The organism is Pseudomonas sp. K5002 (assembly GCF_013386655.1).
Lineage (GTDB): Bacteria > Pseudomonadota > Gammaproteobacteria > Pseudomonadales > Pseudomonadaceae > Aquipseudomonas.
The window spans coordinates 1-6,621 of the sequence record NZ_JACARK010000344.1 but is presented as its reverse complement, the minus strand read 5'-3'; the positions used below and the strand labels follow the sequence as shown (position 1 = coordinate 6,621).

The following is a 6,621-nucleotide window of genomic DNA, read 5'->3' as shown; positions in this document are numbered from 1 at the left end:
ATCGCCGGGCTGGGCACCCCGGCGGGCCTGCTGCCGTTGCGCCAGGCGCTGCAACAGAAACTGCACGGTGAAGGGTTGTCGGTGCCGGTGGAACAAATCATCACCACGCCCAACACGGTGCAAGGCCTGGACATGCTCATGCGCCTGCTGGCGCGGCCCGGGGACACGGTGCTGCTGGATGCACCGTGTTATTTCAACTTCCACGCGAACCTGGCGTTGCATGGGGTCAAGGTGGTGACGATCGCCCGGCGGCCTGACGGGTTTGATTTTGTCGCGTTGGAGCAGTTGTTGGCGGAGCATCGTCCCAGCCTGTACCTGACCACCAGCGTGTTGCATAACCCCACCGGGCATTCATTCAGCCCGAGCCAGGCATTTCGGTTGTTGCAACTGGCCCGGGAGTATCGCTGCCATATCGTTGAGGATGATCTTTACGGGGATTTGCACCCTAACCCGCCGCCGCGCCTGGCGACTTTGGCGGGATTGGAGCAGGTGACGTACCTGTCGGGGTTTTCGAAGGTGCTGACGGCGAACGCGCGGGTCAGTTATGTGGTGGCGGCGCCGCAATTGGCGGCGAATCTGACCAATATGAAGTTGATGAGCGGCGGCATAACGTCGGAGCTGTTCGAACAGATTGTGTATCGGCTGCTGAGTGAGGGTGGGTATGCCCGGCATCGCAAGCGCATGGTTCAGCGGCTGCTGGAGGCTGGGGGGCGGGTTGAGCAGTGGCTGCGGCGTTGTGGGTGTGAATTGCCGATGGGGTTTGAGGGGGGGATGTTTATCTGGGCGCGGTTGCCGGCGGGGGTAAATGGTGAGCGGCTGGCTGAAGCCGGGTTGAAACGCGGGATGGTGTTGGCGCCGGGGGCGTTGTTCGGGTATGAGCCGGGGTTGCGGGATTTCATGCGGTTTAATGTGGCGCATTGCGACGAAGGGCGGGTTCAGGCGCAGTTTGAAGGGTTGCTGGGGGCGCCAACCCGAAGAGTTGGCGCCGGGGTTACGGATCAAGCGGAGGGTTGATCACCGTTCACTGGAGATCACGCGCTGGCTGCAGATATGAGCCATGCTCACCGGGGTAGCGTCGCCACCCACGCCGACATCCGGGTACTCCTCGATGCGCAGGCGCCAAACGGCGAAGTTGTAGTTGGTCTCCCAGGTATTTTTGTAACCCGAGTCGTAGGACACATACCTGACAGTCGCCTCACCCGCGCAGTTGCCCAGGTTGACCGTACCGGATGCCGCGCCCGACACGCCGGTTACCGAACCGTAGTAAGGGATGTACACCGGCAGGTAGGTATTACGGTTGACGTGCTTGTCGAGTTGCAGATACGGGGTCAATCCCTGCAGGCGTTTACCGGTGCTGTCGGCCCAGGTCACGGCCCAGCTCAAGTCACGTGCCGCCTGGGTGGTCATGAACGGGTCGTAGTCATTGGCCGAAGCCGGGATCCGCACCACGTTGTCACCTTGCACACTGTGGCTCAACACCTCGGGTGTGGAGCCCAGCGACAGCTTGTAGCGCGCCGTAGCCTTCCAGGTTGCGGCCGGGTTAGGCCGCACCCGTACGTTCACCACGCCATTAACCGATGGCGTTGGCCAGGTGATTTTCGCCTTGGGGCTGATCGGGATCCATTTGACGCCGTCAAAATACTCGGAAATCCACTGGCCCCGATCGCTCTCGTTTACACCGTCGAAATAGGCACTGACCTTCTGCCCGCGCAGGGCCTTGAAGGAGAAGTAGTCTTCATCGGTCGCCGTGTCGGAGTTACCCGTGACGTAGTTCAGGGTATCCGGCAGTTGATAAGCCGTTTCGAAACTGTCGTTAGGCTCGAAATCGTCAATCGTCATGTTGATATCCACGCCGAAACTGAACGGCGAACCGTCAGCGGAATTGGCATGCATGAACCAGTAGTAGTCGCCAGGTGGCAGTACGCCAGCCAACACCTCGTTGGCATTGCCCGGGTTATCCGACGTGCCGAGAGAAGTGATGTTGTTCTGGCCGTCGTCCTGGAACAGGGTCAGGGACATGTTGGTGGCAGCACTCTGCCCTACCAGCATCACAGTCGCCCGTGCTTTTTGCGGCACGTTGAAGTGGTAGCAGACGTCGTTGCCGGTTTGCACACCGTCCAGGTTATACATCTGGTTGATGCCGAGGGTCTGGCACAGCGGCGTGAACGCCTGGGCCGCCACGGCCTGGGCATCCACCTTGGCGCTATCTGCCTGTACAGGCTCGGCGACCACAACCCCGCTCAAGGCCTTGGCAGCCTGCACCGGCTTTTTCAGCTGCTGCGAGGTTTTGATTTTGTCCAGGAAGGCAGCCGACGCCTTCTGCGCCGTGACGTTGCCGCCACTCTTGAGGGCTTGTTGCACGGCTTGCTGCAACGGTTGCGGCGTCAAGTGTGCAGGAGATTGTTCGGCCAGGGCGCAGGCCGAAACGAAGCAGGACGCCGCGATGGCGGCTCCGAGCATGAACGCTTTTTTCGATTTCATTTTTTATCCATCCATAGTTAAAAAATTGAAGCTCAGGTGATCGGCGACATCCGGTCACCTGGGATGGAATGTAGGACATAACTGTATGCATGTACAGTATTTTTATGGCGGCAGGATAGATGCGCCAATCCCGACTACGCTCATCCCCAACAAAAACGACACCGAGCGCTCCCAATGACTCACCCCACCGAGGCTTTCCGCTCCACCTACCGCGCCAGCATCCACCCCTCCTACAACCCGTGGCTCCACGCTGGTTTCGTTTTCGGCTACGGCCTGCTCTGCATCAGCCTGTTCTGGTCCACCACCAGGCAAATCCAGCCATTGGAATGGCTGGCCATCCCCCTCACCCTGATTTTCTTCAACCTGTGTATCTATCTCGTCCACCGTCACCTGGGCCATCACAAACACACCTTCGCCCGCCTGTTCTACGCCCGCCACACCGGCGACCACCACAGCTTCTTCACCCCCGCCCACATGACCTACGACAGCCCGCGAGACTGGCGTGTCATCCTGTTCCCCGCCTGGCTCATCCTGGTCCACAGCCTGGCCGTGACCCTCCCCGCCTGGTGGTTGCTCAAACACCTCAACCCCAACATCGCCGGCCTGTTCGCCGGCTGCATGATCCTCGGCTACCTGCTCTATGAATTCTTCCACGCCTGCGAACACCTGCCCCCCGACCACCCCGTGGCCCGCCTGCCGTGGATCCGCCAGATGCACCACCTGCACGCCCTGCATCACCGGCGCGAACTGATGCAGGGACGCAACTTCAACATCGTCCTGCCGCTGATGGACTATCTGTTCGGCACCCTGCATTGGGAACCGCCCACCACTGATCACCAGGAATCGTCATGAGTACCCGTCCAAGCAACGTTGGTCGTCTGGTCCTGCTGATCCTGACCGCCATCGTCGCCTTCCTGCTGCTGATGCCCACCAAAGTGCAACCGGTCAACTGGTCGCCGCCCAAGGCGCCATCCCTGAAGGACGGGCCCTACGCCGAAAACCAGCGCCTCAAGGACGTGAAAAGAACCGGCGCCCAGGACATCGCCGGGCCCGAAGCCTTGTTGCTGGATGGCAAAGGGTTCCTCATCACCGGCCTGCATGACGGGCGCATCATCCGCACGGCCCCCGAAAGCCACGTTCTCGAAGAGCTGACCAACACCCAGGGTCGCCCCCTGGGCCTGGCCCTGCATCCGGACGGGCGGTTGATCATTGCCGATGGGATCAAGGGCCTGCTCGCCCTCGACACCCAGCACAATCTCACCACCCTGGCCACCAGCGCCGCCGGCCTGCCGTTTGGCTTTGTCGATGACGTCACTGTCGACGCCGCCGGGCGTTATGCGTACTTCAGCGATGCATCAAGCCGATGGGGTTATGGGGAAGACGGCGAGGCGGTGATCGAGCACGGCGGTGACGGCCGTTTGCTACGGTATGACTTCAGCACCGGCCACACCGAGGTATTGCTGGACCAGTTGCAATTCGCCAATGGCGTGGCCCTGGGGCCGAACGAAGACTATGTGCTGGTCAACGAAACCGGCGCCTATCGCATCAGCCGCTACTGGCTCAAGGGCGACAAGGCCGGCGTCCACGACCTGTTTATCGACAACCTGCCGGGCCTGCCGGACAACCTCAGTTTCAACGGCAAGGACCGGTTCTGGGTTGCCTTGTATTCACCGCGCAACCCGCTGCTCGACGGTTTTGCCGGCTACCCGCTGATGCGCAAGATCATGGTACGGGCACTGATGGTGGTGCCCAAGCCCATCGAGCGTAAGGCCTTTGTGCTCGGGCTGGACGTGAACGGCAAGGTGATCGCGAACCTGCAGGATGGCAGCAGCGGTAACTACTCGCCCGTCACCACGGCACGTGAGTACGGTGACTGGTTGTATCTGGGTTCGCTTAAAAACACCGGTATGGCGCGCTTGCCACTCAAAGTGGCGTTGGCGCAATAGCGAAAAAAAGCCCCTCGGCTATGGCTTGGACCAGACCTCCCAAATGATTGCCAGGACCATCAAAACCATTCCGCCGTAATAGGGCCATACTGCCCATCGCTTCAGGGCCACGGGGACGGACGTCAACTCTGCCTCAGTTACCTCGCCCTTTTTCAAATGGCGTTTTGGCATGGACAGCAGCTCGACGATCACAACCATTCGCATGGTTTTGTCGATCGGCAGATTCCTGCGCCAAAAACGCTTGGTGCGTTGAACGGCCTCGTTTTCGGTGAAATAGCTTTCCAACTCATCGAGTTTTCTGTACGCGACGAAGAGCAACAGTCCCAAGTTGATAAGCATCCATAAAAGCAACGTAACAGTGAAAAAATCATAATAAGACATGATCAAGCCCCATCAGGCTGATACATCAGGTCACCCATCATTTCTCCACCCCATTCACCGGCACGCCCAAACGTACTCCCGGCGGCATAACCTCCGGCAGCACCGCCGATGATCCCGCAGACCAGCGCACCCTGCCCTTTCACCGCAACCCCCATGACTATCCCGCATAAACGTCTCCCGAGCGCAGCCCCCAGAGTCCCTCCAATAGCGGCCCCGCCTACCCCGCCCACCAACTTCCCACCCTCCACATACTTCGCCCGCCTACACATCGCCTCCCGCCCCTCCATACATGCTTCCTTGATCTCCAACCCCGCCACACCCACATCCAACGCCAACCCCACATACGTCCCCTTGCCCAAAAACCTCGACGTCTCGGCAATGCTGCGAATCCGCTGCGTGTAGCCCACGATTTCACTCTTGTGCAGATAACTCTTGGTGGAAATACCCAGTACTTTTTTCAGTGACTTATTGGTTTTCAGGCTCGTGCCAAATCGCGCCGCACCTTGAAGTTGAGTATCCAAGCGCCGGAACAACATCTGCCGCTTCTGGATAAACGCTTTCTTATTCAAGGCTCCATCCTTGAGTTGTTGATGCAAACGCTCAATTTCTTCCAGAGTGCGCTGAACCTCGTCCAGGTGTCGCCCCCAGGCCGCCGTCGAACTGCCGACTCCCACCGAGCTATAAGCCAATAAACTCTGGAATAGATCATAGTTATTGATCACCGCCGCCCCAGCCGAGGCATCCAACTCCAGATTGCGCTGAATCTCCTGGGCATGGCGCATCAACCATGCATCATCAGTAGTGCAAGCCACAGCGTAGGCATCGGGAACGATCACCATCTGCCCCGGCGTCACCAGGCTTGTCTGGCGCAAATGCAGGTTCAACGCGTCGAATTGATCGGAGAGTTGCCGACTGGCCCCGGTCAGTAACCGGGATTTCAAACTGAGGTAGTCCGTGGTGCGGTCATTGATGTATCCCTGCGCCATCACTTACATCCCTGATGTAATGGATATGGCGCAGGAATATAGGCAGGCGAACACGGCCCGGACACAAGGTTGGAACAGCTGAAATTACATTTGGGAAATCACCTACCTGGCAGGTAATCAAGGCCTACAAAAAAATCGCCGGACTCAGTATCCCGTCATCTCCAGGTACCCCACCCCACCCTGGAACTTCACCGGCCCTTCCCAGTAAGGAATGCTCAGGTTCATCCAGGCTTTTGGGTTGACCGCTTCCGTGGTGATATCCAGATGTTTGCCCGGGATCTTCAATGACCACTGGGTGGGAATGCTGCGCCCATCGATCGCGGTGGTGGTCAGTGGGGTCAGCTGGATGTCCTGGTTGTGCAGGGTCTGGGTGCGGCCCTCCTGGTCGATCCAGGTGCCCGTCAGGTACGACGGCCCGTCTTTCTGCCGCACCCGAAACAGCATCAATTGCTCGCCACTGTCCAGGTGCAGGGAGAACCAGTCCCAGCCGGTCTGGCTGGCGGTCAGGGGCTGGCTGCTCCACTCGCGGTCGAGCCACGCGGTGCCGGTCACCGGGTAGTTTTTTCCGTCGATCGTCACGCGGCCATCTGCCTGGAAAAACGGCTGGCTGTAGTAGTACGACGCCTGGCCCTGGTCGGACTTACGGCTGTAGCCGTTGTCGCCCTGGAGCACCAGCGGGCGGCTGGAGGTCAGGTGCAGGTCGTAGTTGAAATGCTCGCCTGCAGCCTTGAGTTGCATGTCCGCCAGGGGGCTGGCTGCACCGGGGCGGGTGGCGAAATTCCAGTCATCGATCCAGGCATTGAACGGCACCGCCTGGGCCCCTGCCT

The 6,621-nt window shown here is 59.6% G+C and carries 7 protein-coding genes; 3 read left to right on the top strand and 4 right to left on the bottom strand.

Annotation, left to right across the window (positions count from 1 at the left end):
* Positions 1 to 1,014 (top strand): PLP-dependent aminotransferase family protein (locus HX846_RS16840; protein WP_178965749.1); only part of this gene is annotated, 1,014 nt, incomplete at its 5' end.
* Here HX846_RS16840 and HX846_RS16835 read toward each other — a convergent pair.
* Positions 1,015 to 2,481 carry a hypothetical protein gene (locus HX846_RS16835; protein WP_003210259.1) on the bottom strand — a complete coding sequence of 489 codons (1,467 nt, stop codon included), beginning with the start codon at positions 2,479 to 2,481 and terminating at the stop codon, positions 1,015 to 1,017.
* Positions 2,482 to 2,655: 174 nt separating this feature from the next.
* Here HX846_RS16835 and HX846_RS16830 point away from each other — a divergent pair, with 174 nt between their 5' ends.
* A complete protein-coding gene (locus HX846_RS16830) occupies positions 2,656 to 3,333 on the top strand; it encodes a sterol desaturase family protein (protein WP_178965748.1) in 678 nt (225 codons plus the stop codon).
* Positions 3,330 to 4,427 (top strand): SMP-30/gluconolactonase/LRE family protein, encoded by a 1,098-nt coding sequence (locus HX846_RS16825; RefSeq protein WP_003210263.1) that lies wholly within the window; start codon positions 3,330 to 3,332, stop codon positions 4,425 to 4,427. The genes HX846_RS16830 and HX846_RS16825 overlap by 4 nt, the downstream gene beginning before the upstream one ends.
* A gap of 18 nt (positions 4,428 to 4,445) precedes the next feature.
* Here HX846_RS16825 and HX846_RS16820 read toward each other — a convergent pair whose 3' ends face one another.
* From HX846_RS16820 to HX846_RS16810, 3 genes are all read right to left on the bottom strand, one after another.
* Positions 4,446 to 4,808, bottom strand: coding sequence for a hypothetical protein (locus HX846_RS16820; RefSeq protein WP_003210265.1), 363 nt, complete (start codon positions 4,806 to 4,808; stop codon positions 4,446 to 4,448).
* Positions 4,809 to 4,810: 2 nt separating this feature from the next.
* Positions 4,811 to 5,794 carry a hypothetical protein gene (locus HX846_RS16815; RefSeq protein ID WP_178965747.1) on the bottom strand — a complete coding sequence of 328 codons (984 nt, stop codon included), beginning with the start codon at positions 5,792 to 5,794 and terminating at the stop codon, positions 4,811 to 4,813.
* Between the two features lie 144 nt (positions 5,795 to 5,938).
* The coding region (locus HX846_RS16810) for a lipocalin family protein (RefSeq protein WP_306173125.1) at positions 5,939 to 6,621 on the bottom strand (683 nt) is incomplete at its 5' end.